At 60.8% G+C, this 26,280-nt stretch carries 28 protein-coding genes and 2 pseudogenes; 17 read left to right on the top strand and 13 right to left on the bottom strand.

Annotated elements, in window-relative coordinates:
• Positions 1-7: 7 nt before the first annotated feature.
• Genes trbE through ACFPLB_RS00675 form a run of 8 tightly spaced genes read left to right on the top strand, consistent with a single transcriptional unit; the run spans position 8 to position 8,104 of the window.
• Positions 8-2,521: a conjugal transfer protein TrbE gene (gene trbE / locus ACFPLB_RS00710; RefSeq protein ID WP_378227338.1), complete on the top strand. Its 2,514-nt coding sequence runs from the start codon at positions 8-10 to the stop codon at positions 2,519-2,521.
• Positions 2,518-3,294, top strand: a complete 777-nt coding sequence (gene trbJ / locus ACFPLB_RS00705; protein WP_378227337.1) for a P-type conjugative transfer protein TrbJ — start codon at positions 2,518-2,520, stop codon at positions 3,292-3,294. The genes trbE and trbJ overlap by 4 nt, the downstream gene beginning before the upstream one ends.
• A gap of 20 nt (positions 3,295-3,314) precedes the next feature.
• Entirely contained in the window at positions 3,315-3,602 is a 288-nt protein-coding gene (gene trbK-alt, locus ACFPLB_RS00700) for a putative entry exclusion protein TrbK-alt (protein ID WP_378227336.1), read from the top strand.
• Between the two features lie 3 nt (positions 3,603-3,605).
• Positions 3,606-4,964, top strand: a complete 1,359-nt coding sequence (gene trbL, locus ACFPLB_RS00695) for a P-type conjugative transfer protein TrbL (protein ID WP_378227335.1) — start codon at positions 3,606-3,608, stop codon at positions 4,962-4,964.
• Positions 4,961-5,650, top strand: a complete 690-nt coding sequence (trbF, locus tag ACFPLB_RS00690; RefSeq protein WP_378227334.1) for a conjugal transfer protein TrbF — start codon at positions 4,961-4,963, stop codon at positions 5,648-5,650. Before trbL ends, trbF begins: the two co-directional genes overlap by 4 nt.
• Positions 5,647-6,663, top strand: a complete 1,017-nt coding sequence (gene trbG / locus ACFPLB_RS00685; protein ID WP_378227333.1) for a P-type conjugative transfer protein TrbG — start codon at positions 5,647-5,649, stop codon at positions 6,661-6,663. Before trbF ends, trbG begins: the two co-directional genes overlap by 4 nt.
• A complete protein-coding gene (locus tag ACFPLB_RS00680) occupies positions 6,660-7,835 on the top strand; it encodes a TraB/TrbI/VirB10 family type IV secretion system protein (RefSeq protein WP_378227332.1) in 1,176 nt (391 codons plus the stop codon). Before trbG ends, ACFPLB_RS00680 begins: the two co-directional genes overlap by 4 nt.
• On the top strand, positions 7,835-8,104 hold the full coding sequence (locus ACFPLB_RS00675) for a DUF2274 domain-containing protein (protein ID WP_378227331.1): 270 nt from the start codon (positions 7,835-7,837) through the stop codon (positions 8,102-8,104). The genes ACFPLB_RS00680 and ACFPLB_RS00675 overlap by 1 nt, the downstream gene beginning before the upstream one ends.
• Here ACFPLB_RS00675 and ACFPLB_RS00670 read toward each other — a convergent pair.
• From ACFPLB_RS00670 to ACFPLB_RS00635, 8 genes are all read right to left on the bottom strand, one after another.
• On the bottom strand, positions 8,098-8,997 hold the full coding sequence (locus ACFPLB_RS00670) for a LysR family transcriptional regulator (RefSeq protein WP_378227330.1): 900 nt from the start codon (positions 8,995-8,997) through the stop codon (positions 8,098-8,100). The genes ACFPLB_RS00675 and ACFPLB_RS00670 overlap by 7 nt on opposite strands.
• 412 nt (positions 8,998-9,409) lie before the next feature.
• On the bottom strand, positions 9,410-10,096 hold the full coding sequence (gene tlpA / locus ACFPLB_RS00665; RefSeq protein ID WP_378227329.1) for a thiol:disulfide interchange protein TlpA: 687 nt from the start codon (positions 10,094-10,096) through the stop codon (positions 9,410-9,412).
• 51 nt (positions 10,097-10,147) lie between these two features.
• Complete coding sequence (locus tag ACFPLB_RS00660; RefSeq protein WP_378227328.1) at positions 10,148-10,765, bottom strand: SCO family protein; 618 nt, start codon at positions 10,763-10,765, stop codon at positions 10,148-10,150.
• Entirely contained in the window at positions 10,765-11,268 is a 504-nt protein-coding gene (locus ACFPLB_RS00655; protein ID WP_378227327.1) for a copper chaperone PCu(A)C, read from the bottom strand. The genes ACFPLB_RS00660 and ACFPLB_RS00655 overlap by 1 nt, the downstream gene beginning before the upstream one ends.
• A 53-nt stretch (positions 11,269-11,321) precedes the next feature.
• On the bottom strand, positions 11,322-11,726 hold the full coding sequence (locus tag ACFPLB_RS00650; RefSeq protein WP_378227326.1) for a hypothetical protein: 405 nt from the start codon (positions 11,724-11,726) through the stop codon (positions 11,322-11,324).
• A gap of 210 nt (positions 11,727-11,936) precedes the next feature.
• Positions 11,937-12,392, bottom strand: a complete 456-nt coding sequence (locus tag ACFPLB_RS00645) for a pseudoazurin (protein WP_050475089.1) — start codon at positions 12,390-12,392, stop codon at positions 11,937-11,939.
• A 22-nt stretch (positions 12,393-12,414) separates the two neighbouring features.
• Positions 12,415-13,083 (bottom strand): class I SAM-dependent methyltransferase, encoded by a 669-nt coding sequence (locus tag ACFPLB_RS00640; protein ID WP_378227325.1) that lies wholly within the window; start codon positions 13,081-13,083, stop codon positions 12,415-12,417.
• A gap of 13 nt (positions 13,084-13,096) precedes the next feature.
• Complete coding sequence (locus ACFPLB_RS00635; protein WP_378227324.1) at positions 13,097-15,346, bottom strand: heavy metal translocating P-type ATPase; 2,250 nt, start codon at positions 15,344-15,346, stop codon at positions 13,097-13,099.
• A 146-nt stretch (positions 15,347-15,492) separates the two neighbouring features.
• Between ACFPLB_RS00635 and ACFPLB_RS00630 the strand changes: the two genes are divergently transcribed.
• From ACFPLB_RS00630 to ACFPLB_RS00620, 3 genes are all read left to right on the top strand, one after another.
• Positions 15,493-16,470, top strand: a complete 978-nt coding sequence (locus ACFPLB_RS00630) for an endonuclease/exonuclease/phosphatase family protein (RefSeq protein ID WP_378227323.1) — start codon at positions 15,493-15,495, stop codon at positions 16,468-16,470.
• A 429-nt stretch (positions 16,471-16,899) separates the two neighbouring features.
• Entirely contained in the window at positions 16,900-18,051 is a 1,152-nt protein-coding gene (locus ACFPLB_RS00625) for a cell wall hydrolase (RefSeq protein ID WP_378227322.1), read from the top strand.
• 4 nt (positions 18,052-18,055) lie between these two features.
• Positions 18,056-18,484, top strand: a complete 429-nt coding sequence (locus ACFPLB_RS00620) for a methyltransferase family protein (RefSeq protein ID WP_378227321.1) — start codon at positions 18,056-18,058, stop codon at positions 18,482-18,484.
• Positions 18,485-19,000: 516 nt separating this feature from the next.
• On the opposite strand, the pseudogene ACFPLB_RS00615 reads toward ACFPLB_RS00620, so the two are convergent.
• Positions 19,001-19,975, bottom strand: a pseudogene (locus ACFPLB_RS00615) (IS1595 family transposase); the annotation flags it as partial.
• Between the two features lie 630 nt (positions 19,976-20,605).
• On the opposite strand from ACFPLB_RS00615, the gene ACFPLB_RS00610 reads away from it, so the two are divergent.
• From ACFPLB_RS00610 to ACFPLB_RS00600, 3 genes are all read left to right on the top strand, one after another.
• On the top strand, positions 20,606-21,166 hold the full coding sequence (locus tag ACFPLB_RS00610; RefSeq protein WP_378227320.1) for a manganese efflux pump MntP: 561 nt from the start codon (positions 20,606-20,608) through the stop codon (positions 21,164-21,166).
• A gap of 153 nt (positions 21,167-21,319) precedes the next feature.
• Complete coding sequence (locus ACFPLB_RS00605; protein ID WP_009453085.1) at positions 21,320-21,679, top strand: TFIIB-type zinc ribbon-containing protein; 360 nt, start codon at positions 21,320-21,322, stop codon at positions 21,677-21,679.
• 21 nt (positions 21,680-21,700) lie between these two features.
• A complete protein-coding gene (locus ACFPLB_RS00600) occupies positions 21,701-22,444 on the top strand; it encodes a DsbA family protein (protein ID WP_378227319.1) in 744 nt (247 codons plus the stop codon).
• Between the two features lie 40 nt (positions 22,445-22,484).
• On the opposite strand, the pseudogene ACFPLB_RS00595 reads toward ACFPLB_RS00600, so the two are convergent.
• The 3 genes and pseudogenes from ACFPLB_RS00595 to ACFPLB_RS00585 all read right to left on the bottom strand — a co-directional run.
• A pseudogene (locus ACFPLB_RS00595) lies at positions 22,485-22,864 on the bottom strand (transposase); the annotation flags it as partial.
• The gene (gene lspA, locus ACFPLB_RS00590; protein WP_009452636.1) at positions 22,839-23,312 is read right to left on the bottom strand and encodes a signal peptidase II; all 474 of its coding nucleotides are present in this window, start codon (positions 23,310-23,312) and stop codon (positions 22,839-22,841) included. The gene lspA and the pseudogene ACFPLB_RS00595, both read right to left, overlap by 26 nt.
• A gap of 99 nt (positions 23,313-23,411) precedes the next feature.
• Entirely contained in the window at positions 23,412-23,618 is a 207-nt protein-coding gene (locus tag ACFPLB_RS00585) for a heavy-metal-associated domain-containing protein (protein ID WP_009452637.1), read from the bottom strand.
• A 203-nt stretch (positions 23,619-23,821) separates the two neighbouring features.
• Here ACFPLB_RS00585 and ACFPLB_RS00580 point away from each other — a divergent pair, with 203 nt between their 5' ends.
• Positions 23,822-24,370 (top strand): hypothetical protein, encoded by a 549-nt coding sequence (locus tag ACFPLB_RS00580; RefSeq protein WP_378227318.1) that lies wholly within the window; start codon positions 23,822-23,824, stop codon positions 24,368-24,370.
• Here the strand turns inward: ACFPLB_RS00580 and ACFPLB_RS00575 are convergent.
• Positions 24,327-24,740 (bottom strand): MerR family transcriptional regulator, encoded by a 414-nt coding sequence (locus ACFPLB_RS00575; protein ID WP_035029533.1) that lies wholly within the window; start codon positions 24,738-24,740, stop codon positions 24,327-24,329. The two genes, ACFPLB_RS00580 and ACFPLB_RS00575, sit on opposite strands and share 44 nt — an antisense overlap.
• A gap of 155 nt (positions 24,741-24,895) precedes the next feature.
• Between ACFPLB_RS00575 and ACFPLB_RS00570 the strand changes: the two genes are divergently transcribed.
• Both ACFPLB_RS00570 and ACFPLB_RS00565 read left to right on the top strand, forming a co-directional pair.
• The gene (locus tag ACFPLB_RS00570) at positions 24,896-25,405 is read left to right on the top strand and encodes a copper chaperone PCu(A)C (RefSeq protein ID WP_009452640.1); all 510 of its coding nucleotides are present in this window, start codon (positions 24,896-24,898) and stop codon (positions 25,403-25,405) included.
• A 151-nt stretch (positions 25,406-25,556) separates the two neighbouring features.
• Complete coding sequence (locus ACFPLB_RS00565; protein ID WP_035029367.1) at positions 25,557-26,207, top strand: transglutaminase-like cysteine peptidase; 651 nt, start codon at positions 25,557-25,559, stop codon at positions 26,205-26,207.
• Positions 26,208-26,280 lie beyond the last annotated feature (73 nt).

Here is a 26,280-nt window from a genome sequence, read left to right as displayed (position 1 = left end):
GCGCGCGATGATGAACCTCGCAGAATATCGCCGCACCGCCGCCCGCCTCGCCGACTACCTGCCCTGGGTGGCTCTGGTCGGTCAGGGCGTCGTGCTGAACAAGGACGGTTCTTTCCAGCGCAGCGCGAAGTTCCGCGGCCCGGATCTCGACTCCGCGGTCGCGGCCGAGCTGGTCGGCGTCGCCGCGCGCCTCAACAATTCCTTCCGCCGCCTCGGCTCCGGCTGGTGCATCTTCGTCGAGGCGCAGCGGTCCGAGGCCGGCATCTATCCCAACGATGTCTTTCCCGATCCCGCCTCCGCTCTGGCCGATGCCGAGCGCAAGGCCGATTTCGAGGAAGAGGGCAGCCACTTCGTCTCCGACTACTACCTCACCTTCCTTTGGCTGCCCCCGGCAGAGGAGACTGCACGCGCCGAAAGCTGGCTCTACGAGGGCCGCGAGACCTCTGGCGTCAACCCTCACGAGCTAGTGCGCGGCTTCGTCGACCGCACCGACCGTGTGCTGGCGCTGCTCGACGGCTTCATGCCCGAGTGCCGCTGGCTCACCGACGCCGAGACCCTGACCTATCTCCATTCGACCGTCTCGACCAAACGGCATCGCGTACGCGTGCCGGAGACGCCGATCTATCTGGACGCGCTGCTCGCCGACGAGGCGCTGACCGGCGGGCTCGAACCGCGCCTCGGCTCGGCCCATCTGCGCATCCTCACCATCACCGGATTCCCGAGCGTCACGACACCCGGCTTGCTCGACGATCTCAATCGTTTGGCATTTCCTTATCGCTGGTCCACCCGCGCGATCCTGATGGACAAGACGGACGCGACCAGGCTGCTTACGAAAATCCGGCGTCAATGGTTCGCGAAGCGCAAGAGCATCGCGGCAATTCTGAAAGAGGTGATGACGAACGAGCAATCGGCGCTCGTCGACACCGATGCCGCCAACAAGGCCGCCGATGCCGATCTCGCGCTTCAGGAACTCGGCGCGGACATGGCCGGCATCGCCTATGTCACCGCGACCGTCACGGTCTGGGACGAGAACGCCCGCCGTGCCGACGAGAAGTTGCGACTGGTCGAGAAGGTGATTCAGTCCCGCGATTTCAGCGTCATGGTGGAGACCGTCAATAGCGTGGATGCTTGGCTCGGCTCGCTGCCGGGCCACGCCTATGCCAATGTCCGCCAGCCTCCGATCTCGACGCTCAACCTTGCCCACATGGTCCCTTCGTCCGCCGTGTGGGCGGGGCCGGAAAGGGACGATCACTTCGGCGCGCCCCCGCTGCTTCATGGCAGGACCGAAGGATCGACCCCTTTCCGGCTCTCACTTCACGTAGGCGACGTCGGCCACACCCTCGTCATTGGTCCCACCGGCGCGGGCAAGTCGGTGCTGCTGGCGCTCATGGCGCTGCAATTCCGGCGCTACCCGCGCAGCCAGGTCTTCGCCTTCGATTTCGGCGGCTCCATCAGGGTCGCCACTCTGGCGATGGGCGGGGACTGGCACGATCTCGGCGGCCGGCTGACCGAAAGCTCGGTCTCGCTCCAGCCGCTCGCCCGCATCGAGCAGACGCAGGATCGCGCCTGGGCCGCCGACTGGATCGTGGCGATCCTCCAGCGCGAAGGCGTCACGATCACGCCCGAGGCCAAGGAGCATATCTGGACCGCGCTGTCCTCGCTCGCCTCGGCCCCGATCGAGGAGCGCACCATCACCGGCCTGTCGGTGCTGCTCCAGTCCAACGATCTGAAGCTCGCCATCCAGCCCTATTGCGTCGGTGGCCCCTATGGGCGCCTGCTCGACGCGGAGGCCGAGAACCTCGGAGACGCTTCCGTCGTCGCCTTCGAGACCGAAGGTTTGCTTGAAAGCGGCGCGGCGCCCGCCACTCTCGCCTATCTCTTCCACCGCATCGCCGACCGCCTTGATGGGCGCCCGACGATGATTGTCATCGACGAGGGCTGGCTGGCGCTCGGCGATCCCGCCTTCGCCAAGCAGTTGGGCGAATGGCTGGTCACGTTGCGCAAGAAGAACGCCTCCGTCATCTTCGCCACGCAATCGCTCGCCCAACTCGAAAAGAGCAGCATCGCGCCGGCGATCATCGAGAGCTGCCCTACGCGACTGCTCCTGCCCAACGACCGCGCCGTCGAGCCGCAGATCACCGCGATTTACAGGCGGTTCGGCCTGAATGACCGCCAGATCGAGATCCTGGCGCGCGCCATCCCGAAGCGGGACTACTACTGCCAATCGAGGCGCGGCGATCGGCTGTTCGAGCTGGGCCTGTCCGAAGTCGGCCTCGCGCTCTGCGCCGCCTCCTCGAAATCCGACCAGGCTTTGATCGCCGACATCCTCGCCGAGCATGGCCGCGATGGCTTCCTTGCGGCGTGGCTCACGGCGCGCGGCGTCGAATGGGCGGCCGACCTCATTCCCAACCTCACCAACATCGCCGCCGCACCGGAGTCCCTGGTGCCAGAAGCGGCGCTGGCGGCGGCGCTCGATCTTACCGATGCCCTTGAACTTGACCCAGAGGAGATCATGCCGTGACCAGATACCGTCTTCCCCGTCTCGCCGGCGCTTCCCTGCTCGCGCTCACGCTCGCCGCGCCGCTGGTGCTGTCGCCGGTCTTCACCACGCCGGCCCACGCCCTCTTCGGCTTCGGCCGGATCGTTTACGACCCGACCAACCACGCCGAGAACCTTCTGACGGCGGCGCGGACGCTTGAGCAGATCAATAACCAGATCACCTCGCTCCAGAACGAGGCGCAGATGCTTATCAACCAGGCGAAGAACCTGGCGAGCCTGCCCTACAGCTCGCTCCAGGCGCTTCAGCAAAATGTGCAGCGCACCCAGCAGCTTCTAGGGCAGGCGCAGAACATTGCGTTCGACGTGCAGTCGATCGACCAGTTGTTCCGGCAGGACTACGGCAATCTCTCCCTCAACGCCACCGACCAGCAACTCATCACCGACGCGCGCAGCCGCTGGGAAAATACCGTTGGCGGCTTGCAGGATGCGATGCGCGTCCAGGCCGGGGTCGTAGGCAATATTGACGCCAATCGCTCCGAGATGTCCGCGCTCGTCGGCGAAAGCCAGGGCGCTACTGGCGCGCTGCAAGCCACCCAGGCCGGTAACCAGCTCCTCGCCCTCCAAAGCCAGCAACTCTCCGATCTGATCGCCGTGATCTCGGCCAACGGAAGAGCGGATGCCCTTTCCGAAGCCGAGCGCGCCACGGCCGCCGAGCAAGGCCGCATCCAGCGCGAACGCTTCCTGACCCCAGGCTCGGGCTACCAGCCTGGCGACGCAAGCATGTTCAACAACTGACGGGACGGAAGGGGGACATCATGGACGGCAAGGTGCTGGCCCGGATCGCGGCCATCATATTCGTCGCCATCGCCATCACGGCGACGATCATCGAAATGACCCGCGATGAAAAGACCGGGCCAGCGCCGGCGGTGCCCGCGCTCCAGCCAGCGGCCGACCCGCTGCGGCTGGAGCAGCGCCGGTGTCAGGAGCTGGGCGAAGCTGCCGCCAATGACGCAGCGTGCCTGCGCGTCTGGGCCGAGACCCGTGACCGCTTCCTCGGCCGCTCGCCAGCACCGGCAGCGCCCGCCCCGAACGAAGGGCGGTGAGCCATGGGCGGCACCGGCGTAATTGACAACTTCCTCGGCATCTTCACCAGCTACATCGACAGCGGATTCGGCCTGCTCGGCGGTGAGGTCGCCTTCATCGCCACGACCTTGATCGTCATCGACGTCACGCTGGCCGCCCTATTTTGGGCGTGGGGCGCCGACGACGACATCATCGCCCGCCTCGTTAAGAAGACGCTGTTCGTCGGCGTGTTCGCCTACATCATTTCCAATTGGAACAACCTCGCGCGCATCATCTTCGAGAGCTTCGCCGGCCTCGGCCTCATGGCGTCCGGCACCGGATTCTCTACCGCCGATCTTCTGCGTCCCGGCCGCGTCGCCCAGACCGGCCTCGACGCCGGCCGGCCGCTGCTCGAATCCATCAGCGATTTGATGGGCTGGATCGCGGTCTTCGAGAACCTGGTCCAGATCCTTTGCCTGTTCTTCGCCTGGGTGCTGGTCATCCTCGCCTTCTTCATTCTGGCCGTGCAGCTCTTCGTGACGTTGATTGAATTCAAGCTGACCACGCTCGCGGGTTTCGTGCTGATCCCGTTCGGGCTCTGGGGCAAGTCGGCCTTCATGGCCGAGCGTGTTCTTGGCAATGTCGTCTCATCCGGCATCAAGATCCTCGTCCTGGCCGTCATCATCGGCATCGGCTCGACCCTGTTCAGCCAGTTCACCGCCGGCTTTGGCGGCGCGACCCCGACCATCGACGACGCGATGGCCATCGTCCTTGCCGCTCTCTCCCTTCTCGGCCTCGGTATCTTCGGTCCCGGCATCGCCACGGGTCTGGTCTCAGGCGGCCCGCAGCTCAGTGCGGGCGCCGCCGTCGGCACCGGGCTTGCCGTGGGCGGCGCGGCGATCGCGGCCGGTGGTGCGACGATGCTCGCCGCGCGCGGCGGCGGTGCTGCGCTGTCGGGTGGGGCCGCGCTGGCTCGAGGCGGCGCATCGGCCGCCGGCGCAGCGTCCTCGGCCTATACGCTCGCCTCCATGGGCGAAGGCGGCGCGTCGGGCGTCGCCGCCGGTCTCGGCGGCGTTGCCCGCGCCGGAGCTTCTGCGGCCGTCTCGCCGCTGAAGCGCGCTGTCTCCCGCGCCGCCGACAGCCTTAAATCCAGCCACACGGCCGGCGTGAAAGGCGCATTCGAGACCACCGGCGGCGCCTCGACCATGGGGACGCTGGGCGGCGGCGCATCGGAGGGATCTGCAAGCACGCCGTCGCCCGATGGTCCGCCCGCCTGGGCGCAGCGCATGCGCCGCAGCCAGGCCATGAGCCACGGCGTCACGGCCGCCGCCCATGCCGTCCGCTCCGGTGACAGCCATGGCGGCGGCTCCTCTATCAGCCTTTCCGAAAGCGACCGCACATGAACATCTTCAAGCGACCCACCACCCATTACGGCAAGACGCCGGAACCCGTCACACCCTATCAGAAGGCCGCCCAGGTCTGGGATGAGCGCATCGGGTCCGCCCGTGTTCAAGCCCGCAATTGGCGCTTCATGGCCTTCGGCTGCCTGATCCTCTCGGCCGGCTTCGCCTCGGCGCTGGTCTGGCAATCGGCCCGCGGCACCGTCGTTCCCTGGGTGGTCGAGATCGACCGCTACGGCGAAGCACGCGCCATCGAATCCGCCGTCGCCGACTATCGGCCGACCGACCCGCAAGTGGCCTGGCACCTTGCCCGCTTCATCGAGCAGGTACGGGGCCTGCCCTCGGATCCCATCGTCCTGCGTCAGAACTGGCTCCGCGCCTACGAGTTCACCACCGATAGGGGAGCGGTGGCGTTGAACGAGTACGCCAGGTCGAACGATCCCTTCACCCGCGTCAGACGCCAGCAGGTCTCCGTCGAGGTCTCCAGCGTGATCCGGGCGTCCCCCGATTCATTTCGCGTCGCCTGGACCGAGCAGCATTACGAGAACGGCCAGCTCTCCCGCACCGAACGCTGGACCGCCATCCTTACCATCGTTCTGCAGCAGCCGCGCACCGCCGAGCGCCTGCGCGCCAATCCCCTTGGAATCTATGTGAACGCGATCTCGTGGTCGCGGGAGTTGTCTCAATGATCCGAAATCCCCACAAAACCGGACCCATGGCTTTCCGTAAATCCGCCTTCGCGGCTTTGCTGGCGACCACCATGCTCGCCGGCTGCGCGTCCAACCGCACGCCGCAGTTCAGCTACGATGCCGATGTGCCGGCGCTTCCGATCATCAGGACCGCCGTGGCCGACGGCACGCCCCGGCCGGTGCATACCCCACCGGGCTGGACCGTCGCGCGCGGCGGCGCGGCGGCCACCACCCCGGAGGGCCGTGTCGGCAACGCCAATGCAGCCGCGCGCGTTGAGCCGCGCCGGGAGGGCTACTACAATGCGATCCAGATCTATCCCTGGTCCGAAGGCGCGCTGTTTCAGGTCTATGCCGCCGTCGGACAGATCACCACGATCGCGCTGGAGCCAGGCGAGAGCTTGACCGGGGCTGGTCCGATCGCAGCCGGCGACACCACCCGCTGGATCATCGGCGACACGGAAAGCGGCTCCGGCACGGCGCGCCGCGTCCATGTTCTGGTCAAGCCGACGCGCGCGGGCATCTCCACCAATCTGGTGATTACCACGGACCGCCGCACCTATCTCATCGAGCTGCGGGCGAGCGAGGAAACGTGGATGCCGGCCATCGCCTGGGCCTATCCCGCGCCGCCGGCAAGCCAGCGCGTAACCGCACCGGCCGCGCCGATCATTCCGGCCGAATCCGCGCGGAACTATCGCTACGGGCTCACCGGAGACAATCCGCCCTGGCGTCCGACCACCGTGTTCGACGACGGACGGCGCGTTTACGTCGTGTTCCCGCGCGGGATCGTCCAGGGCGAGATGCCGCCCCTGTTTGTCATCGGCTCGGGCGGCGAACCGGAGATCGTCAACAGCCGCATCTATCAGAACGTGCTCATTGTCGATCGCCTCTTCGGCGCGGCCGAGCTTCGGCTGGGCTCCGGCAACAGGCAGCAAACTGTCAGGATCGTCCGCGTCCAGCCGGGCCAGACGGCAGCCTCGGAGCAAACCACGGCAATGGGAGGAGCGCCGTCATGAGCGATAATGACGCCCGGAAACAGGAAGGCGTGGAGCTGGCGGGAACGGCCGGCGACGGCACGGGGGCGATGCGCCTACGCGCTGAAGCGCCGCGCATCACGCGCATCTCGCGCAAGGTGCTGATGGGCGCGGGGCTGGTGGCCGGCATCGGCATCGGCGGAGCGTTGATCTATGCGCTTCAGGGCGTCGATCGGGTTGCCCAGCCGGAGGAGCTGATCTCGACCGATCGCCGCCAGACGGCGGACGGCTTGCAGGGCCTGCCCGGCAGCTATGGCGACGTTCCGGTCCTCGGCCCGCCGCTGCCCGGCGATCTTGGCGGGCCGGTCCTGCGCGCCCGCGAAGAAGGCCAGCCCATCCCCGCCACCCCGATGCCGGTTCCCGCAGCCGATCCCGAGGAACAGCGCCGGCTTGCCGAGCTGGAAGCCGCCCGCACCAGCGAGATCTTCTTCCAGATCAGGGCCGGCCAGAACGCAGGCTCCCCCTCGACCCCGTCCGTTCCGGGCCTGACCGGGTTGACCAGCGCCGCAACGCAGGACCGGCACCTTGCTTTTCTCAACGCCGAAGTGGACCGCCGCACTGTTGCACCGGATCGCGTCATGGCGCCGGCATCGCCCTACATCCTTCAGGCAGGTTCGGTGATTCCGGCGGCGCTCATAACCGGCATCCGCTCCGACTTGCCGGGTCAGATCACGGCCCAGGTGACGCAGAACGTCTATGACAGCCCAACCGGGGCTCTCCTCCTCATCCCGCAGGGAAGCCGCCTTATCGGTGAGTATGACGCCGGTGTGACCTTCGGGCAAAGGCGAGTGCTCCTCGTGTGGAACCGCCTCATTCTTCCCAATGGCCGCTCGATCGTGCTCGAGCGCCAGCTCGGCGCCGATGTCTCGGGCTATGCGGGCCTGGAGGACGGGATCGACTACCATTGGTGGGATCTGATGAAGGCGGCCGGCCTCTCGACGCTCCTCGCCGTCGGCGCAGAACTGGCGACGAGCGACGAGGATCGCCTGGTCCGTGCGATCCGCGACGGCGCCCAGGACACGGTGAACCAGGCCGGCCAGCAGATCGTCCAGCGCCAGTTGCAGGTCGCCCCGACCCTGACGATCCGGCCCGGATTTCCCGTTAGGGTAATCGTGGCGCGCGATCTAGTCCTCGAACCCTACGGAGCCCATTGATGGCCAATCTCAAGCTCGGTCCGTTGCCCAAACTTGGCATCGTGCGAATGACAGTCCCGATGCCAGAGCCGCTGAAGGAGGAACTCGACCTTTACGCCACCGAATACGGCCGCCAGTATGGGGAGGTCGACACCGCCACGCTGATCCCGCACATGCTGGAAGCCTTCCTGCGTTCCGATCGCGGCTGGCGCAGCCGCAAGTCTAAGCTTACCGGCAAGGTGGGATCGGTCGTCACTATCAAGCCGAACGCGCCGCCGACCGATCACTGATCGAGGCGGGGACGCCGTCGCGTTGCCAACTCTCGCGCAAAGCTCAGGAAGCGCCGCAGCGCCGGATTGTCGCTCGATGGCGACCACACCGCGCTGAACGGCACGATGTCTTCACGCGCCGTCAGCGGACGCAACATGAGGTCTGGATAGGACATGCTGGTCCAGCCCTCCGAGACCAAGGTTATCCCGTCGCCGATCGCCACCATGTGCATCAAGGTTTCTTCCGTGACATGGCGGTAAGTCACGTTCGGATAGGTGCTGTAGTCTGCGAGACGGCGGACGATATAGTCATGCACCTCCGGCCCTGGCTCCATCGTCGAGACGATGAAACGCTCGTTGCGCAATTGCGACCAATCCAGCGCGTTACACCCGGCCAGCGGATGCGGCACGGCCATAGCAACATGCACGCGCTCGCGCCACAATTCCTCGACGTCGCAGCCAGCGAACGGCGCATAGCCGGTGAAGAAAGCGACGTCGAGTTGCCGAGAACGGATCGCGCGCAAATGATCGCGGCGACCACCATCCACAATATCGAGATCTATGCCCGGATAGCATTGGCGGTAGGTCGCGATCAATTCGCGCAGAAAGCCACCGCCGAGCGTGGTGATAATGCCGATCCTGACCGTGCCGTCCTCGACCCGGCCGGCCGCGCCGGCGCGCTGCAGGACCACCTCCGCCATCTGGAGGATCGGGATGATGTCGTCGAGGAACCGGCTACCGGCATCGGTCAGTCGGACGCCCGAGGTAGTGCGCTCGAACAGGGAAATGCCAAGATTGTCCTCGAAGTCGCGCACATGACGGCTGACGCTTGACACCTTCATCCCGAGCGCGCCGGCCGCCCCCGAAAAACTCATCTGTTCAGCTGCTGCCAGCACATAGCGTAGTGCCCGCATGTCAAAAGGGAGCCCCTCGGCAGGCCAGCGTACGGGGCGTTCCCAAAGGGGCGGGTCCGATCCGTCCATAGCCGGTGGTCGTTCCTCGTCACCTTTGAAGATGCTGCCCCGCGTGAAGCGATCCTGTCCCCTCACATCGCATATCCGATACTCTGACGCGCGCTTTGGCAAAACCGACCAAACATTGTCGATGCAGGTGCGCCGAAGCGAGGGGCTCGGAACTGTCCTGGGCAGCCTCTGTCAGGTTCTATTTGTAAAGTGTCGGACCCGTAATCACCTTGCGCAGGCGCCTGTATCTCTGGGGCTTCTTCAATTGGAAAATCTGATCCCAATTCGTGCCACCACGCTGTCTATGTCATCCGATTTATTGAAGCCGAGAACGCCAAGCAGGCACACTCTGCGTTCATTTGCCCTACGACTCTCTATTGGCACCTCCGATCGCAGTCCTTATCAATGCCTTGGCATCGTCACTCGCCCATTCAGCTGGGCCGTTCATGTGTGCGAGAAGGCATCCCTCTTTACTGACGAGCAACGTAACTGGCAGCCCCAACGCCAGGCCCTGTCGCTTCAGGTTGTTGAATAAAACGAGCGTTGGCTCGCGATAAAAACCAAGACTGTCGATTCCAATTTCCTTGAGAAACGCCTTCGGTTTGTCATCTCCGCCGGTATCTACATTCACAGCAATAACCTGGAATTTGTCGTCACCCATTTCAGCTTGAAGTTCGTTGAGTGCCGGCATTTCTTCACGACACGGTGCACACCACGTGGCCCATAGGTTGATCAGGAGTGTCTTTCCCGCCAGGTTCCCTACGCTTAATGGCGCTCCGTCAGCGTCACTGAATGTCAAATCGCGCATAGCTAGGGGCTTCTCGGTCGCAAGCATTGCCGCGACTTCACCCTGTGAAGCACTCTTTATCGCTATCATCTGTTCGGACGAAACAGGGCAGCTATCCGGTAAGCCCGCGGTAGCGGCGCTCCCTTGATCCTCGTTGGAGAATCCGCCGAAGATAATAACCCCTCCTATTCCAGCAAACATTCCCGCAACAGTTGCAAAAATGATCAGGAATTTGGTTGATTTATTGGTGTTTTCCTGTGTCAATTTCCGACTACTCCCGCAAGTTCAGTCGTCCTTCTCGAAAATGCTCAGAGATCATCCATCAACCCGTTCGCTTATCAGGCGCTTCAATTTTGCAAGCATCACACTTGCTTCCTCTTCATAGTCCATCGTTCCGAAGAACCTTCCGTCGGCATCCATCAGGATGACGCTGGCCGTGTGATCCATCGTATAATCACCGCCCTCCAACGGAACTTTCGCATGGTAGATTTTGTAGGCCTTCGCCACGGCGTCAATCTGTTCGGCAGTGCCGGTAAGCCCAATGATGCGGTCATCGAAAGCCTCGAGATACTGCTTCATTTCCGCAGGCCCATCGCGCTCGGAATCTACCGAGACGAACACGAAATTGAGCTTGTCTGCTTCTGGGCCGAGTTGTTCCGCCAGAGTTGTCAGTTCGAACAGAGTGGTCGGACAGACGTCCGGGCAGTAGGTGAAGCCGAAGAAAACAGCACTCGGCTTACCGAGGAGGTCCTTCTCCGAGACGGTCTGCCCTTCAGTTCCGGTTAGCTGGAAAGGCCCGCCTACCGTAGCGACGCCCGTGCTTCGAGACTGAACACCTGATTGCCTGTTCTCCGCAATGATAGTGACGGCAGCCAACGCCATCCCAACGGCGAGCACACCCGCTGAGAGCAATCCGATTGTACGCCCGCGCATCAATCTTCACCATCATGCGATAACGCAGAGCCGCCCTGATGATCCGATTGCGCCTCACCCAGGGCTCCTGCGACGAGCTCTACCTCTACCGAACCGGCCATCTCAAATTGAAGAGTGACCGGAACCATGTCGCCCTCCCTGATCGGCTCCGTCAGATCGATCAGCATGAGGTGATAGCCGCCTGGCGCGAGCTCAATCTTGTCGCCGCTAGCAATCGCCATCCCATCCGGCACCGGGCGCATCTTCATGATGCCGTCGGCCATTTCCATTTTATGGATCTCGACGCGAGATGCGGCAGGGGAACTGGCGCCGACAAGCCTGTCGTCGACTGTGCCATTGTTGACTGCTTTAAAGTATCCGCCGCCAACTTTTGCTGCCGGTGAAGTTGCACGGGTCCAAGGATGGTTGATGACGATGTCGCCTACGCTAAACTCGTGAGCGAACGAGGCGGAAGAATAGACAAGAGCAGCAGATGCCGCGAGGATACGGATATAATTGCGCATTGGTTTCTCCATGCAACAGAAGAGGCGCAGTGACACGCCGGGTCGTTTTTCTGTCAGACGGAGAACGTGGGTGGCGCTCGTGCTCCAAGCGCTGGGACGAAGGGGATTTTCGGAGGAACACTCTTTTCGAGCGGCTGCATCCGCTCGCTACGCAAAGTCTGCGGTATCAGCGAGAGCAAATCCACCGACACCGGCTCCAACGTCGGCCCCGATGAAGCCGCTGCCTTACAAAAGGCTGCGCAACAGTCCTTTCCGAGAAACTCCAGGCCGCCCTCTGGGCTGTTATAATCTGTCCCGGATGGGGCGCAGATGATGAAGCCCGGATCGGACTCGCCGATCATCGTGATCGTCTTGGCGTAAGCGGAAGCGAGGCCCTGCAGCAAAAGGACGTAGGCAAGCAGGCCGACGGCAAGGCCAGTTATCCAACATCCATTTCTGATCCTGCGTGCAAGCTGCATGATTGAATCGCTAAACGAACCGGGCGGCTTTGTCGATATGACAAGCCGCATTGAGCTTTCGGGTTATTCCACACATTAAACGATACGATAACAGGTGCAGAGAACCGCGGCTCTCATGTTTGCAGATCAGATCTGTCCTGCACCGGGATGGCAGCACCTCGCTTCTCCTAGGGCTGGCGCTACCATCCGGTTTTGGTCCGACGTCCAAACTCAGGCGGCCGGAACGGCATCCAGGAGCTCGTCAAAGAGCTTCTTTGCTTTCGGCGGATGCTTGACAGCCCGAGCTTCATCCATGTTACCTGGTGCGCCTACGGCAACAAGCATCACCATTCCCATGCCGTAGTGAGGCGTACATTTCACGCCGTAGACGCCTTCTTTCTCTATGGTGATGGTAATCTCTTCATTGAGTTTGCCCTTGAAGGGTTCCGCGCCTTCGGGCAGCATACCCTTAATGCTTTCGGCATTGTGGGACTTGTCGGTTGGAATGAACGTAACGGTATCGCCGATCGCTGCCGTGACGAAGTCCGGTTCATAGACCATCACGCCCTTCGTTCCCTTATTCAGCATCTGGACCTCATGATTGGTTCCGGTCTGCGCGCGCGCAGGCGATACAGAGACGACTGTCAGTGCGGTCGCACCGGCGAGCATCTCGCGTCTTGTGAACATATCAAACTCCTTAATGTTGTTGTTACTGATGAACCGGTTCCCCTTCCTGACTCGTCATGGTCAGGTTATTTCGATCTTCCGCCTGTCGTGCAGGCGAGGTCCGTTCAGCCGGCGTTCGCGATCGCGAATGCGATATCCGGTAGACCGATGCGGGCGGCATGTTCCGGAACACGGTTCCGAGCAATACTGCGTCCAATCCGGCTTTATGAAGGATGGCGTCCGAGACCGGACACCGCATGCCATAGGTGAATTGAAACAAACTGCTGCCCGGCTCAAGCCTGAGCGCCACGCCCCGGATGATACGATACACGGTCCGGGTTGGCATCGACAGAAGCGGGAGTCCGCTGATGATGGCATCATATCTGGCAGCCTTGCCGATCCCTGCCGCCGACAGCCGGGCAGCGCTGCCCCGGACGATCCGCGCGCCGGGGAAGCCGTTGGTAAGAAGCTCTGCGAAGCTTTCATCCAGTTCGACCAGTGTCAGTTGCTCCTCGGCAAGTCCCTGCGCCAGAAGCGCACGGGTGAAGACGCCTGTTCCCGGGCCGAGCTCGAGAACTTGCCCGGTGGTGTGATCGACGGCCTTTGTCATCAACCGGGCCAGCGAAGCTCCTGAAGGCAGGACCGCGCCCACCATCAGCGGGTTGGCGATCCACTGGCGAAGAAACGTCAGATGCTGCAGCCTCTGAACCACTACCGGGCGCTCCTTAGGTACGGATGCCTCGCCATGCGAGAAGGCGCATCGCATTGGCGGTGACGAGAACGGTCGCGCCGGTGTCGGCAAGAATCGCGGGCCAGAGCCCCGTAATCCCGAGAACGGTCGTTACGAGGAACACGGCTTTCAGCCCGAGCGAGATGACGATGTTCTGCCAGATGTTGTTCATCGTCAGCCGCGACAGGGAAACCATGTTCGCGACGTCCTTCACCCGGCCATGCAAGATCGCGGCATCCGCCGTTTCGAGCGCGACATCGGTTCCACCGCCCATGGCAATGCCGATGTCGGCGGCGGCAAGTGCGGGCGCATCGTTTATGCCATCGCCGACCTTCGCCACGAAGCGGCCTTCCTGCCGCATTTCCCTGATCATCCTCTGCTTGTCCTGCGGCATCAACTCGGCGCGGGCTTCCATTCCGAGCGAAGCGGCGATGGCTTTCGCGGTGCGGGTGTTGTCACCCGTGAGCATGACAGAGTCCGCGCCCAGTTCGCGAAGAAGCGCGATGCCCTCCTTTGCGTCCTCGCGCGGCTCGTCACGCATGGCGACCAGACCGGCGATCTCCTTGCCGGCAAGAAGCACTGAAACCGTCTTGCCTTCATCGTTGAGCGCAGCGATGCGGACGGAAAGCGCCTCGTCGATCTGAACCTCTTCCCCAGCAGCGCGCGGTGACGCGAGAAACAGCTTCACACCGTCGAGCGTTCCCACCACACCTTTGCCGCCGACCGCGCCAGCCTCGGACGCGGCCGTCAGGGGAACGCCCTCGCTTTCCGCCCTCGCAAGAATCGCTACGGCAAGCGGATGGCTGGAGCCGACTTCAAGAGCGGCAGCGAGGCGCAACGTCTCGCGTTCGTCTCGTGCGACACCAACGATGTCAGTTACCTTCGGCTTGCCTTCCGTAAGGGTTCCCGTCTTGTCGAAGGCGACGCGGTTCACTTTGCCGAGATTCTCCAGCACCGAGCCGCCCTTCATCAGCAAGCCGCGTCGCGCGCCCGCCGAGAGGGCGGCGGCGATTGCCGCTGGAGTGGAGATGACCAGCGCGCACGGGCAACCGATCAGCAGGACGGCAAGGCCGCGATAGATCCACGTGCCCCATTCCGCGCCTGCCACCAACGGCGGAATGATCGCAATCAGCGCAGCCACCACCATCACGCCGGGCGTGTAGTACCTGGAGAAGCGGTCGATGAAGCGCTCGGTTGGGGCCTTGGTCTCCTGAGCTTCCTCGACGAGAGTAATGATCCGCGCAATCGTATTGTCGGCGGCAGCAGCCGTCACCCTCACCCGAAGCACACCTTCCTGGTTGACGGTGCCGGCGAATACGTTGTCGCCCTCTTCCTTGCGTTTGGGCACCGACTCGCCCGTCACCGGCGCTTCGTCGACAGCGCTCTCACCTGACAACACCACACCGTCTGCCGGCACACGATCACCGGGACGCACCATCACGATAGCGTCGACCGCTAGGCTCTCGGCCGGGACGGTCTTCGTCGTCCCGTCTAACTCCAGCAGCGCCGTCTTGGGCATCAATGTCGCGAGAGCACGAATGGATGCTCTCGCGCGCCCGGTTGCAATGCCTTCGAGAAGTTCGCCCACGAGGAACAGGAAAACGACGACCGCCGCCTCCTCGGAAGCATTGATGATCACTGCGCCGACCGCAGCTACCGTCATCAACGTCTCAATGGTGAACGGGCTGCCGTTCATTGCTCCGAAGATGGCCCGGCGGGCGATGGGGATGAGCCCGACGGCCATGGCGACGATGAAGCCCCAAGGCTGCGTCTGGGGATAGATCTGCGCAAGGCCGAAAGCGATCGCCAGTGCGGCACCGCACAGTATGGTCAGTCGAGCCTTGGAGGTTTTCCACCACGGCCCGTCGGAAGGTCCGTGATCGTGCCCATGCAGACCCGCCAAGGTATCCGTTTGGCCGGTCCTCTCGCTCGAATGATTGTGGGTTCCCTCAGCATGACCGTGGTTGCAATCGGGGCCGTGGCGATGACCTGCGCCTTCCTCGGCGACAGAAACATCTTTTGCTGCAATCGGGGTCGTCTTGTAGCCGAGGCTGCCGACCTTTTTGGCGAGTGCATCGATGTCAACGCGTTCGCCATGGGTAACGGTCATTGTCCCGGCGACAACCGAAACCTTGACGTCTGCGACGTTGTCTAGACGACGTACCGCAGTGTCGATCTTGGTGGCGCAGCTTGCGCAATCCATGCCCTCGACCCGGAACCGGGTCCGGCGTCCATCAGCACTCATGGCCGGCCTCCTGTCATACAGGAGCAAAGCTATAAAACCTCAGGTGGCTAGAGGGTCAAGCACGATTATCGATTTGGTGTGGCTTGTTGACTTTTGCGGGCAGGTCCGTGAACTGGCAGCCAATTTTATGAAAGCGCGGTGTCGTGTTGTCTTTTCTCCGCCGTCGCCATCTGGCCGACTTTACTGTTCCATTAATCACCATCGTGCAGCTTTTCTATATTGCGGCCCAGTTCGGCTCGCACCTTCTTGCCCGCGACCTGTGGGCAGCCGACATGGCGAACTTCATTCGCCCGCACCTTCTCGCTGCTGGAATTGCGCTGTTTGCAATCAGTCTCGTGCCGCGATCCCGGCTTACGCGAGTCGGCGCAGTGATCTCACTTTTTGCCGCCATTTTTCCATTCGTCTTCCTGCCTACCCCTGCCACCGGAGGCGGTGGCAGCCAGTTCACGATTATTTCGGCCAATGTCCTCTCGGACAATCGCGATCCCCGGCCCTTTCTCTCCATCCCGGAAGTCGCTTCAAGTGATATCGTCGTGCTACAGGAAATGCGCCCCGTCTGGCAGGATGCACTGGTCAAAAGCGGATTATGGCGCTTCGAAAGCAGCCGGGATCTACGGGCTAACACTGACATGAAGGTGTTCAGCCGCTTTCCGATCATCAGCGAACAGGTCGTTTCCCAAGCAAGCCGCGACACGGGAGGCCGGCACCCTCTCAGGCTCGAGCTCCTGATCGAAGACAGGCAGGTCATTCTCTATGCTGTTCACGCCCAGACACCACGGAGACCATCGATGTGGCGAGAGCGAGCGGCTTATTTTCGCGATCTGACACAAGCGCTTCTGCAGGAAGATGGCGATGCAGCCGTAGTCATCGCTGGAGACTGGAATATGCCGCCTTGGTCGCCCTTCTTTCAGGACTTTCTCGCAGAAACTGGCTACCGAACTACGGAATCGGCGTGGTGGCCTTCACCCACGCGATTCAGCACCCGCTTCGGCAACATTCCGGCCTTGGGCACGCCGATCGACAGGATCGTCATCTCGCCGAATATGGGGCTTGCCAGCCTAGGTCTCGGACCGCGCTTTCAATCCAACCATCTTCCGGTTATCGCGCGTCTTACCCTGCCTTGAAGGATACATTTGCCTCCGATCAGATGCTCGAAAAGCCACGTCATGCGACCAACCCCGAGGTCGCCGCAGCAGAACGACGTAGTGTCTTGGCGATCGCGACCAGCGTAAGAAAACTCCAGAAGGGTCCCCTCAGCACACCGGCCGCCACCGTCAATTGGGCAGCGAACAACGTCGGCAATCTTCCGGGTTTGTCGAGCGCCGGAGCAGCCGGCCGGAAGGCGTCTGCGCCCTTGAATAGCCAAGACCGGGCACGAACCAGAGCAAGACCAGACAGCCAAAACCCGGAAGCGTGGACAAGCGACATGAGGTTCAATGGGAGCCTGGATAAGCCTGCCGTGACATTGCGACGCGCAGTCGCAGTAGTGTTAACTTTCCATCAAGGTTAACAATCGATTCTCCTTCTGCGTGGGGCATCCGGAGAATGAGATATTGCGGTCCAAACCGAAAGCCACTTTCGAACGACAATCATCGAACGGCCATCGGCGTGTGCTTGCGATTCTCGGCGCAAGTTGGTTCGTGTTCGGCTTCGCATCGCCCACGGGGATCCAGGGCACCAAATCCGAGTTGGGAATCGCTCCCGGGCCGGATCGCTGGGCGGTATATGTCGAGCAGGCCGACACTTGCTCTCATCTGAAGGAGCTCCGGCTGCCCAGTGCCGCTATTCCTGGTGATGACGAAAACCTGGATCTGGTGCTCGGCGGTCAACGGGTCAACTTGCAGGCGGATCGAGAGGTTTCTTCCACGTCCCAGCGGGTGGTTGAAGAAGCGAAGAAACCACGTCTGATCAGCGTAGCGTATCGGAAAAATCTGGAGACCCCTGTTGGAGAGCAGGCGTTGGCTTCACGGCTACTTTCGTCGGGGACCGACGCGTCATACTTTCTGCGCGGCTTTTCAAAACAGGCAGATCCCGAAATGGTGGCGGGCCTGTCTACGTTTCATAACCCAGCAGACGACCGTCTGGCCGGTGTGCCGGCGGCGCTTGCCGACCTGGTCAACAACGATGGCGCCGACATCCTGGCCACGGCCTACGCCCCAAAGGACGAATTCCATGCGTCTTCCAATGCCTTCGCGGCTTTGCTCGGCGCCGACGAGACAGCCGGTCGCTTCGTTCCGCCCACGATCGAAGGTGACCACGATTGGATGAAGCAGCCTCTACCGGGATCCGTCTTCTCGACAGCCGAGCAGAAGTGCCTTGCTACCGCGATTTATTTCGAGGCTCGGGGCGAGGAGGTGAGGGGGCAAGCCGCGGTCGCGCAAGTCATTCTCAATCGGGTGCGCAATCCTGCATATCCAGCAAGCGTCTGTGACGTAGTTTATCAAAATGACAACTGGATCAACAAATGCCAGTTTTCCTTTGCCTGCGACGGCGTTCCGGATGTCATTACAGATCGACGCGCGTATCGTCTGGCAAAGGACGTGGCCATGGCAGTTACCGGCGGGAAGATATTCTTACCCGAAGTGGCGTCATCGACCCATTACAACGCCACCTACGTCAGCCCGCGTTGGGCTCGCTCCATGGAGCGTATGACCCAGATCGGTTCACATATTTTTTACCGCACATTCGGCGGGGGGTGGAGTTAGATCATTGTTAGGGACAATTGGTACGAAATCCCCAGTCGAGCGCAAGAGGATTTTTGTAACGTGGCTGGTGGCACCAGCCTGGCTGGCGATGCTGATCGCAACGCAGCCGGAAGGCTTTGAAACGCTGGGCTACAGCCTGATTGAGTTTCTCGGATTCTTCCTGGTGTTTGTTGCCGTTCTCGGAAGGCTCTGGTGCACTCTATATATCGGAGGCCGGAAGGATCTGGATCTCTGCCAAAGCGGTCCGTATTCCCTTACCCGCAATCCTCTCTATTTCTTCTCCTTTCTCGGTCTCGTCGGCGTCTGCCTTGCGGCTCAAAACATTGTCTTGATGATCATAAGTGCGGTCGCATTCCTGGTTTACTATCGACCGGTAATCAGGAATGAGGAAACCACTTATCCCGTTCGCTCAGGGGACCACTACATATTGTGATGCTTGAAGGCGGCCCTGCCCCGGGAGAGGGCAGTAAACAGACCAAAAGGCGGCGGGAACGGCGCTGATCTTTGAGGACGATGTCACGATTCGGGGCAGGCAGTCATTGCCTGCCTGTGGAATAGCGCTGAGGATTCGGTGCTACTCGGCTGCCAAGGCAGCAGTGATTGCCCGCGCTGGCTTCGGGAGGATCCTGGGAAGCAATGCGTCGGGGTTCGGGTATCGACGGTTGGTGTTACGTTCCTCGCCCGGCCTCCGCGGCACCAATACCGGGCGCAAGGGCCTCTTGCGGCGCACGTATTCTCGCGGTTCCTCGAATTCGCGAACGCCGTCGAAGCTCCATTGGAGCGCATCAAAAACTTCCGGCCGCTCTTCGCGCAGGCGGTCCACCCAGTAAACAAGGTCACCGACTACTACGGCCCGGTGCACTCGGTACAAGCGGGCGATATCCCTCACAATCTGTCGCTTGTTGGGGTGGCACATCTCCATGATCTCTTTGATGTGCTCCTTCTTCCACTTGGTCGTATCACCGACGATGCCGCGGTGGGTCGCAGGACCGACCCGGCGGCCGATACCGAGCATGATGTCCATGTTGCTGCGGAAGCCGCGCCGCCTGTTCCAGCGGAAGACGAACTCGTTGAGATAGGCGTCGAGATGCTTTTCGCGGAAGCCGTGGAACGTGCCCATAGCCCACCGCTTCAGGTTCCCGAAAACCATGTGGATCCATTTGAATACGATGTGCGCGGGCAGGCCCAGCTTCGTTAGATTGACCTGCGTGAGGGGGCGGTCCGGCACCTTTTCGTAGGACGCCAGGGCATCCGTGCGAAGATGGGTCCCCGGGACCGTGTTGGCAACAATGAACGGCACGATGCTCGCGCTAGACCGATCCTTGATGCGGGCCAGCCGGATGCGGCCAACGCCATGCTCTCCATGGGTCTCGACAGCGCATGCGAACCATATCTGGTTGTGGGTGCTGCTGCCGCCGCCGCGCTTCAGGTAGTCCTCGCCGCGACGATAGGCAAAGGCGGACTCGTCTACATCCACTGTGCCCGAAAGAGGCGTGCGGTCCGGGTTGATCATGGCCCGCCGAAGCTTGTGCAGCAGGAGCCATGCGGTCTTGTAGGACACACCGAGCTTGGGTTGAAGTTGCAAGGCCGAGATCGAGTTGGAATGCGTCGCCATCAGGTAGGCGGCGATGAACCATTTGCGGAGCGGCAGGTGCGTGCCCTGCATGATCGTTCCAGCGATAACCGATGTCTGCTTACGACAGCCGGGCTTGTTGCCCTTCCCCGAGCATTCGAAGAGCCACGGCCGCGCCTCGAGGCGCCAAGCCTTCTTCGAGCCGCAGTGCGGACAGACGAACCCGTCAGGCCACCGCTTCTTGGCCAGATATTCTGCACAGGCGTAGTCGTCGCGGAAAGTCTCCACGAATTCCTCGATCGACGGTGGCCTGTCGTTCTTCCACCGGGTCGGAAATAGCCGCCTGCCCATGCCAATGCCAAATAGGCGCCAGCCGCCGCGATGTCACGCAGGAACTCCAGATATGGTTACCACCTGAGCGAACGGGATAAGTGGTATGAGGAAAAGCGGCTGCTGTCCCTCTTTGGGCCGGACTACATGCTATACATGGCGAGAGTTCCTCGCTTCTTTCCTCGCCTCGATTTGCCGGAAAGCGAAGACACCGTCGTTGTCCACTCTCGGGCATTTGTACGGTCGTTGACGGAAGTCATGTGGTTCCTTGTCGCCATCGTCGGAATTGAAGTTCTTGAAGAACTGCGCCAAGCGGCGGTTATCTCTGGCTGGCAACTCCCATTGTAGGCTGACCCGCTCCATGTAGTGCTGCGTCGACGGCGCCACGCTTCACGCTAAGCCCCGCCAGATGCAAATGAGTATCAATTGCCCATCTAGCTGAATTAATTTGACTTTTTGGATCCGTGTTCCTATCTCCCGGCCAATCAGGGAGTAGTCACCGCGCCCGCGCGGGACCGTGTCAACAGGCTTGCGCACATGCGCATGGCGCGGTCAGCCGATTTAACGGCCCGACGAGACTGTGGCGCCACTGTTCCTATGCGGACGAGCAGGGGTTGGCGCCCGGTAGATGTCCGTCGGGATCACTCTCCAATGTCGCCCTTCACCATTGCCGTACTCGCCCTGAGTATGTCCATCGATGCCTTTGCAGTCTCTATCGGACGAGGGGCCGCCATCGGCTCGCCGCCCCTGAGAGATGCGTTACGAACAGGTTTGATCTTCGGCATTGTCGAGGCGACAACGCCCATTCTCGGTTGGATCGCCGGCGTTGCAGCCAGCCGCTTTGTCCAGGCTGTCGATCATTGGATCGCCTTCGCCCTCCTCGCGGGCGTCGGCATTCATATGCTCTACGCGGCAATCTGGGGCTCTACGGATAACCCGTCCAAGGGAAGATCGCTCACCGCCCTGATGGCGACGGCGGTAGGAACCAGCATCGACGCCATGGCGGTGGGTATCTCTCTCGCGTTTCTTCAGGTCAACATCGTCATCGTCGCGGTAGCAATAGGGTTTGCCACCTTCGTGATGTCCTCGGGCGGCATGCTTGTCGGGAGGCTGATAGGCCATCGCCTCGGCAAGCTAGCCGAACTGATTGCAGGTCTTGCACTTTGCGGCTTGGGGACGATGATCCTGCTCGAACACCTGTCACCAATGTGAAAAGACGCTTGAGATCGTGGCCGCGCAACAGTTTTGCGGCGTCGCTTTCCAAAGGGAGCTGCGACATTTGAACACTTGAACCTCAACCTGCTCGAGGTCCTACCTTTCCGTTAGCGGGGTGCATTGGTTTACTCAAATAGGTTGGATATCGCGATGTCAGGAACGCTTCTCAACTCGCTAGGATCGGGCACCAAAGCCACCGGGGCTCTTTGCCCACATTGCAGGGTCGACCTCGTTATGAGCGAGCGTCAGGGTATCGAAATCGACTACTGCCCGAAATGTCGCGGCGTGTGGCTGGATCGCGGCGAACTCGACAAGATAATCGAACGAAGCGCTGCGGAAGAGGTGCAATACGCCCAGAGGCAATCTGGTCGCGGACGTACGCAAGTGTCCTCACGCAATACATCAAATGACTGCCGCGAAGATCACCGCCGCGACTATCGCGACCATGATCGTCATGGCGGACACCATGGTCGAGGGCACGGTTCTTTCCTCGGCCGATTGTTCGACTGACACCCCGCCAGGAGCGGAACGATGAAAGCTGCGCGCATTGGTCGGCTAAGGTGGTTCGCCATTGCCGTGTTAACAACGGCCTCGCCGGCCTATGCCCAATCGATCGATCGCGCGGAGGTCGAGAAGATCGTCCGCGAATACATCATGCAAAACCCGGAGATCATCGAGGAAGCACTTACGGAGCTTGAGAAGCGGAACCAAGCAGCTCAGGCCGAGGCCAGGTCACAAGCGATAGTGGCCGAGACTGATGCGTTGCTCCGAGCGAGCGACGATGTGATCCTGGGAAACCCGGACGGGGATGCTACGCTCGTCGAATTCTTCGACTTCAACTGCGGTTATTGCAAGCGGGCGGCACCTGACGTCAAGGCGCTTGTCGCCGAGGATCCCAAGCTGCGGATCGTCTTGAAGGATTTTCCCATTCTTGGGCCGGGCTCGGTTGAGGCCGCGAAAGTGGCTCTGTCCGTGAAGCGCGTTGCCGGCGACGCCGTTGCGCGTGATTTCCATGTCAGATTGATGGAAATGCAAGGACAGATAAACGCTAGCCGGGCTTTGGATCTTACCGAAGAGATGGGACTCGACCGCAAGAAGCTGTCGGAAGAAATGGCTACTCCGGCGGTCGAGGCAATCATTGCGGCAAACCTCGCGCTGGCACAGCGGCTCGGCCTGACAGGAACGCCCTCGTTCGTCGTCGGAGATCAAATCATCGAGGGCGCCGTTGGAAAGGAACCGCTTGCCGATGCAATCGAAGCGGTCCGCCAGAAATGAGCTCTCCGAAGACCAATGCTCTGCCTCTTTGGACGGCAAACTTGGTATCCGTCTCGGCGAACTGATCGAAAAGCAGGTTCACGGGCTTCCGGGCCATTTCCGGCAGCCGATCCAGGTGCTCCTCTAATCGATCGACGTTCTGTACGCCCTTCGCCGCTATGATACCGAACTCCGTCATGTGGGCGCGGATCGCGTTGCCGATCTGCGCGCGTTGGCGAACCAGAAAGTCTCACGTGCGGTGAAGAACCAGAACCGATGAGAAGGCTTCGCTCTTGATGGCGACAAACCGCATCGAGGGGCGTTACGGCTATCACAGATGGCGGCCGCATCCGCGGCGTTTGTCTTCCGGCGCTTCATGTAAGGCTTCACATAGGACGGTGGCATCAGCCGGACATCATGCCCTATCGCCTGAAGCTTGCGCCTTTCCGAAAATGACGCTCTCGGCGAGAAGGAGCCCTGCGCCGCACACGATGCCGACATCTGCCATGTTAAAAGCTGGCCAGTGCCATTCACCAAGGTAGAGGTCCAGAAAGTCCGTTACTCCGCCAAGGCGCAGTCGGTCGACTATGTTTCCAATCGCTCCGCCCGCGATTAAACCCAAGGCAAGCACGACTATGCGCGACGTCGCTTGCGACATCCAGATCAGGAGCATAACGAGCACAGCCGAAGCGAGGGCGACCAACAACCATTGCGACATGCCGCCAAGAAGCCCAAAGCTCACACCCGTATTTCGTCCCAGGATGATGTTGAAAAAGTCGGTGACCGGAATGACGCGCGGCGGGACCATAACATGGTTCACGATCCACCATTTCGTAGCTTGGTCGACGACAAACCACGAAATCGCTGCAAGAAGGCCAAGACGGATCATACCTAAATCGTTTCTCCTTCGGCTGAGTTCGCGAATGATGCGTGGCCTCCTTGATATTGGGGGCGCTTTCCATGCGGCTGCTCACAAGTTCAAGCGTGCTCATCGCGATACGTTGTAGCCCAAGCTCTCCACCGCCTTGAAGACAGCGTCCTGCGATGTCTTCGAGGGATTGAGCTTGACAAGCGCACTATTGTCGATGAGCGAAACCTTGGCAGCCTCAACGCTAGGCAGTGCGCGCACTGCTGACTCGATCTTGTCGACACAGCGTGCGCAATCCATGCCCTCAATCTTGAATTCAATGATCATTGATACTCCCGCTGTCACTGATATTTCCTCTGTATGAGGATGGTGACCAAGCTGGCATCTCTGGTAGCTAGAGGGTCAATAGCCATACCTCAGATTTTCTGCCTGACTTGACGCCTCTGGAGAATTGGCGTTTTCAAGCTTGCTCGTCTTTCCGTGCCTTCGGGCGATATGCGGGTGTAATCTAGACGGTCAGGAACGTCCTCATGCTCTCTCTGCGGCTTCGATCTCAGTTGGCCGGTATTGCTATCGTCCTTGTGGCGGAAGGCGCGGCGATAGCCATGCCCACCGGCGTCTTCTTGCTCCATCCCGGCAACACGGCCCCCAGCGGAGCCGATTGTCGCAGTCTATCCGCCCGCGTGCGACCCTCCGTCGAAAAGGCAGAAGCATGGTACTGGGGACGCGCGCCTTTCGGCTCGGAGATGGAGTTCTACCTGTTCCTTAGTAAAACCAGGATGGAAACGACATTTTCGGCCGAAGGCGACTACGACACCGGAGAGCTTCGCAATCTGCAAACGAGAGGCGACAAGACGACGTTTGAGCTGGTGCCCGACGATCATCCGGCCCAAGTCGTAAGCGGATGGATCGAGCAGAGCCGCGACGGCTCAGTGCTTTCCGTTACGCTACATGACGTTCCCACGATCGCCGCCGAAATGGACCGACCGCACTACCTATTACTGCAGCTTCGATGCGGGCACGCAAATCTGACCGTCAGTGTTCGGTCATGCAGAGATCGTGATTGGCGAGCGATCTGATGACGTAGCAATCCTTCATATGGCCGTCGTGACAGGTGCCGACCATCCGGGTGAGTTCGCGCTCGAGCTGCTGAAGTCGGCCGATCTTGTCACGAACCATCTTCAGCTGGCGTGCGGCAATCTGGTCGGCATCCTTGCACGGGCGTTCCGGATGAGCGCTAAGATCGAGGAGTTCGCGGATAGCCTCAATAGTAAAGCCGAGGTCGCGCGCATGCTTGATGAACGCCAGGCGCTCCCGGTCCGACGTTTCGAACCGGCGCTGGTTGCCCTCCGTCCGGTCTGCGGGTTTCATCAAGCCCATTTCCTCGTAGTACCGTATAGTCGGCACCTTTACCCCGGTCTGCTTCGACAGCTCTCCGATCGTCAGCAAAGCTAACACTCCTTGCTCCAAGTTTCTCTCTCCCTCCAGAGACATGCTATCCCTATCTTCCTGCAACACGACAAATGGTCCTCCCAGTTGAACAATTTGTGATCACTTTCACTCAACCCGCACCTGTATCGTGAACGTCATTCGGACAGAGACTCATGAAGCCAAAATTACATCTTCTCCTCTTGGCCGTGGTCGCGGTGCCCAGCATCACCGTTGAAGGCAGCGCACGGGAAATCCTGGTCTCGCACGAGAATTCGGTGAAAATGCTCCAGATCGAGCATGCCGAGGTGCTCATCTCTTCTTCAAATACGTCGTTGCGGACGATGTATCTGACAATATGGAACGGGACGACCTCCTCAGAAAACCTGATCGGTGTTGAAAGCGACAGCTTTACCGGCGTCACGGTCTTCAGAAATACCTTCGGCCGTCGTGAGCGAATGAATAACGTCCTGACGATTCCTGCCCATGCCGAGCTCAAGATGGTGGAACCGGGAGTTCATCTGGCGCTTGACGGATTTGTCGCCAATCCGCTTCAGCCGAACACCATGCCGCTCACATTACGGTTCGAACGCAGCGGCTCCATCACGGTAAACGCAAAAATTGTGCAGGACAGGAGCGAGCTGACCCACCACCGTCATGGCGAACAAGATACTCCATCCGAGTGACACTCGATGACCGAAGCCGGTCGGTAAACACAAGACTAAATAACACAGGCAGATTTTCGAGGTATTTGAATTTAATTTATCATATTGATTTTATTTGATTTTTCCCAGTGCTGCGTAGGTTCTCTCCATCAACAGTCGGGGAGACAGGACAATGAGGACTATCTGGGGCACGGCAATTGCCTTTCTCATGCTTTGCTCGGCAGCGGTGGCAAGTGCGGCGCATTACAACCCAACACAAGCCGATCGTCCCAACATGCGGACGTTCGGGACGACCTCAATGCCGTATGGCTATTATGATTATTGTCAGCGTTACAAGGATCGATGCGCGCGCCGGGCGGGAGGGACGATGGTCGAACTCACACGCTCCGCATGGAGCAACATCGTCCGCATCAATGCTGAAGTGAATAGCATTCCAGCCTTGACAGATATGGAAATCTACGGCGTTGAGGAGTTCTGGGAATACCCGACGAGCGCAGCAGATTGCGAAGATTACGCACTTCTCAAACGCCAGCGTCTAAACGAAATCGGCTATCCGCTGGGCGCACTGCTGCTCACCACCGCACGAGATGCCAAAGGCGGCGGCCATGCGGTACTCACGGTCGTGACATCTCTGGGTGACTTCATCCTCGACAATCTCGAACAGAAAGTACTGCTTTGGAGCGATGCGAAGATTTACTTCCTGAAGCGTCAGTCCCAGCGGAACCTCAACCAGTGGGTAAGCCTACGCACCGACGAAGAATTTCTTATATCTTCCGGTAACAACCATGCGCCTTCAACCGCTGCCACGAGCGTGAACAGGTAAACCGCGAAGCCTCCGTAGATCATCTCCATGGTGTTATGGCCGAGGCCCACACATACCAGCGCGAAAACCAGCG

It is taken from the genome of Aquamicrobium segne (genome assembly GCF_042656785.1).
Lineage (GTDB): Bacteria > Pseudomonadota > Alphaproteobacteria > Rhizobiales > Rhizobiaceae > Mesorhizobium > Mesorhizobium segne.
Note: the sequence above shows the minus strand (reverse complement) of the source record. Positions and strands in the feature narration are given on the sequence as shown.

Bases quoted from the DNA above. Each gene is read 5' to 3' on its own strand.
- trbE (WP_378227338.1), top strand. From the start codon at position 8: ATGATGAACCTCGCAGAATATCGCCGCACCGCCGCCCGCCTCGCCGAC.
- trbK-alt (WP_378227336.1), top strand. From the start codon at position 3,315: ATGGACGGCAAGGTGCTGGCCCGGATCGCGGCCATCATATTCGTCGCC.
- trbL (WP_378227335.1), top strand. From the start codon at position 3,606: ATGGGCGGCACCGGCGTAATTGACAACTTCCTCGGCATCTTCACCAGC.
- trbF (WP_378227334.1), top strand. From the start codon at position 4,961: ATGAACATCTTCAAGCGACCCACCACCCATTACGGCAAGACGCCGGAA.
- trbG (WP_378227333.1), top strand. From the start codon at position 5,647: ATGATCCGAAATCCCCACAAAACCGGACCCATGGCTTTCCGTAAATCC.
- ACFPLB_RS00680 (WP_378227332.1), top strand. From the start codon at position 6,660: ATGAGCGATAATGACGCCCGGAAACAGGAAGGCGTGGAGCTGGCGGGA.
- ACFPLB_RS00675 (WP_378227331.1), top strand. From the start codon at position 7,835: ATGGCCAATCTCAAGCTCGGTCCGTTGCCCAAACTTGGCATCGTGCGA.
- ACFPLB_RS00670 (WP_378227330.1), bottom strand. From the start codon at position 8,997: ATGCGGGCACTACGCTATGTGCTGGCAGCAGCTGAACAGATGAGTTTT.
- ACFPLB_RS00660 (WP_378227328.1), bottom strand. From the start codon at position 10,765: ATGCGCGGGCGTACAATCGGATTGCTCTCAGCGGGTGTGCTCGCCGTT.
- ACFPLB_RS00655 (WP_378227327.1), bottom strand. From the start codon at position 11,268: ATGCGCAATTATATCCGTATCCTCGCGGCATCTGCTGCTCTTGTCTAT.
- ACFPLB_RS00650 (WP_378227326.1), bottom strand. From the start codon at position 11,726: ATGCAGCTTGCACGCAGGATCAGAAATGGATGTTGGATAACTGGCCTT.
- ACFPLB_RS00645 (WP_050475089.1), bottom strand. From the start codon at position 12,392: ATGTTCACAAGACGCGAGATGCTCGCCGGTGCGACCGCACTGACAGTC.
- ACFPLB_RS00635 (WP_378227324.1), bottom strand. From the start codon at position 15,346: ATGAGTGCTGATGGACGCCGGACCCGGTTCCGGGTCGAGGGCATGGAT.
- ACFPLB_RS00610 (WP_378227320.1), top strand. From the start codon at position 20,606: ATGTCGCCCTTCACCATTGCCGTACTCGCCCTGAGTATGTCCATCGAT.
- ACFPLB_RS00605 (WP_009453085.1), top strand. From the start codon at position 21,320: ATGTCAGGAACGCTTCTCAACTCGCTAGGATCGGGCACCAAAGCCACC.
- ACFPLB_RS00600 (WP_378227319.1), top strand. From the start codon at position 21,701: ATGAAAGCTGCGCGCATTGGTCGGCTAAGGTGGTTCGCCATTGCCGTG.
- lspA (WP_009452636.1), bottom strand. From the start codon at position 23,312: ATGATCCGTCTTGGCCTTCTTGCAGCGATTTCGTGGTTTGTCGTCGAC.
- ACFPLB_RS00585 (WP_009452637.1), bottom strand. From the start codon at position 23,618: ATGATCATTGAATTCAAGATTGAGGGCATGGATTGCGCACGCTGTGTC.
- ACFPLB_RS00580 (WP_378227318.1), top strand. From the start codon at position 23,822: ATGCTCTCTCTGCGGCTTCGATCTCAGTTGGCCGGTATTGCTATCGTC.
- ACFPLB_RS00570 (WP_009452640.1), top strand. From the start codon at position 24,896: ATGAAGCCAAAATTACATCTTCTCCTCTTGGCCGTGGTCGCGGTGCCC.
- ACFPLB_RS00565 (WP_035029367.1), top strand. From the start codon at position 25,557: ATGAGGACTATCTGGGGCACGGCAATTGCCTTTCTCATGCTTTGCTCG.